Source organism: Halalkalibacter wakoensis JCM 9140 (assembly GCF_000513095.1).
In the GTDB taxonomy this organism is placed as follows: Bacteria; Bacillota; Bacilli; order Bacillales; family Bacillaceae_D; genus Halalkalibacter; species Halalkalibacter wakoensis.
In genome coordinates, this window is the sequence record NZ_BAUT01000150.1 from 1 (window position 1) to 1,871 (window position 1,871).

1 protein-coding gene is annotated in these 1,871 nt (G+C 39.6%); it reads left to right on the top strand.

Going from position 1 to position 1,871, the window contains the following annotated elements; all coding sequences use genetic code 11:
* Positions 1-470 precede the first annotated feature (470 nt).
* A complete protein-coding gene (locus tag JCM9140_RS21855; RefSeq protein WP_034751780.1) occupies positions 471-1,337 on the top strand; it encodes a hypothetical protein in 867 nt (288 codons plus the stop codon).
* Positions 1,338-1,871 lie beyond the last annotated feature (534 nt).

A 1,871-nucleotide genomic window follows, 5' to 3' on the forward strand; every position in this document is an offset into this window, starting at 1 on the left:
CTTTTCGCTGGTAGAAGGATAAGCTGTGGATATCTACATTTCCTGACAAAAATCTTTGCTGATCGCTTGTGTATATCTCAATAAAAGTGGATAACCCTCTGTATAAACAAGAGGTTATCCACTTTTTTGTTTATAAGAGGGGTGAAAAAGGGGCTTACTAGGTAATCTCGTCATGATTTAGTATGATTTTTTCTCTATTTGGGCCGTTTATTGTCGAGTTGGCGTGATTTATTGTCCAGTGCGACGGATTTATTGTCGAGTTCAGCCGATTTATTGTCCAGACTCGGGTATTTATTGTCCAGGCTACCTTTAGCTTGACTCTAAAAACTAACTCCTGCTTTTCTTTCTATTCATAAGTGGGTCAAGGAACCTGTCCCCATGACCCACCTACATTTCTCTAGCATATTCGGTTCCCCTCTAGCATATCTATTACTAAAATAATAGAATCCCGTACGAGGAGGTGGCCTTTCATGGTCATGCTTTCTAAAGAAGAAGTTGAAGCCGTTATGCACACGTTAACCGAGGAGCAAATCTACTTTCTAAAGCACCAACTCATACGTAAGAAAAAAAGTCGCTGGTTACACACTCTAGCAAACTTCAAAGGTATGGACTTAAACGATAAAATGAGCATGGAAGAAATGGAGGACAAGCTGGAAGATTGGATGTTGTTTGATATAAAAGATGGTGGCTATCAAAAACGTCCTTATAAGTGCGATTGTGGACAGTCGCTTCGTTTCCAATATATCATCCACAAAAAAAGCGAAGGTGCTGTAAGGTATTTAGGAGAAAATTGCTTTGAAAGTTATCTTTCCCTTCCTCCTTCTGTGATTAGGGAGATCAAAAAAGGGATGTATTCGATTGATCTTGAACGGGACGAAATCCTTGTTAAACATAAGAAAAGCTTGCATTATCCATTGCAAGAGTATCTGCATTTGCCTCTTCCAAAAGAGATTACGGACCAGCATGAAATAGGTCTTCCTCTAACCGACAACCAAATTCGCCAAGTCGAGCGGATTCATACTCACTATGAGGAAGAAAAAAAATTATCTACCTTATTCCAGCGGTTAACGATTGAACAACAACAATTTATATCAAAACTAAATCAAGAAGACCGTCGGGAATTGCTTTTACTAATAGAGGACGGATTGGCCGAAAGCTTTTTACAAGTAGACGACTACTCAGATTATGATCAAACTCTACAAAAGCAAATCCAACTTAATCTTCCTTTATTAGAGCGACAGCAGCAGGCTTTAGAAGAATGGGCACTCACCAAGAAAAGAAGAAAAACAATTCCAAGCTCTAACACCAGAACAACAAACATTCGTGCTCTCTTTTAGCCATGAAGAACAAGCTACTTTGTTAGATCAAATTCACAAACCACTTTATTACACGTATGAAAGCATTGAAAGTTTACGAGTAGATGACCGAATCAAAAAACAAGTAAAATTGCAGTTACCTTTGTTAAAAGAGCAAATATACGAAATTGAACGAGCACACAATAAGCAGGTCGCGCGGGTCATGGGGACAGGTTCCTTGGCCCACTTTTCTTGATTATCAAGCCTGTATTGCACGTTAATATGAGAAGAATTGCCATTATGGTGGATCATCCTCTGTGTAAATAGAGAGATTATCCACCTTTTTTGTTACAGCGGTTGATTTTCAGTGCCGGACTCTTATAATCTATCGACGGCGGACTTTATTTACCAATTTATTGTCCAGTTTACCTGATTTATTGTCCGACCAACTAGATTTATTGTCCAGTTCCGGCCATTTATTGTCCGATCACAGCATTTTATTGTCCGCCGTCGAATCTTTCCGCCCCCCCACACTCATTGGAAAAGCACTTCTCACACTTCCCCCACACTCTCAAC

What these genes read in the sequence shown, in the direction of transcription:
- JCM9140_RS21855 (WP_034751780.1), top strand. Translation starts at nt 471, where the DNA reads ATGGTCATGCTTTCTAAAGAAGAAGTTGAAGCCGTTATGCACACGTTA.